This window comes from Xanthovirga aplysinae (assembly GCF_009711365.1).
In the GTDB taxonomy this organism is placed as follows: domain Bacteria; phylum Bacteroidota; class Bacteroidia; order Cytophagales; family Cyclobacteriaceae; genus Xanthovirga; species Xanthovirga aplysinae.
Window position 1 is genome coordinate 1 of sequence record NZ_SMMB01000048.1, and the last position, 248, is coordinate 248.

At 38.7% G+C, this 248-nt stretch carries 1 protein-coding gene; it reads right to left on the reverse strand.

What is annotated here, in order from left to right; genetic code table 11:
- Positions 1-37: 37 nt before the first annotated feature.
- Positions 38-248, reverse strand: a 211-nt coding sequence (locus tag E1171_RS22955) for a hypothetical protein (RefSeq protein WP_187696069.1), incomplete at its 5' end; no start/stop codon positions are given.

Sequence of the window (248 nt, forward strand, 5' to 3'; positions counted from 1 at the left end):
TAACCACGCTTCTGCTTGGATTCATGGCAGCGCTAATTTATTGGGCAATCGAATAGGTCAAAATGCTGTCTTTTTTGCTTCCAGTAAAAACAACCACGCCAAGGCCAGAATTAGAGGAAATTTTAATTTGTTTGGAAATCGGATCAATCAAAATGCTTTTTTCTTCAGTACGAGCAAAAATAATTACGCGGTTGCCCGAATCAAGGGAAGTTTCAACTTTTTCGGTAATCACATTGACCAAAGTGCTA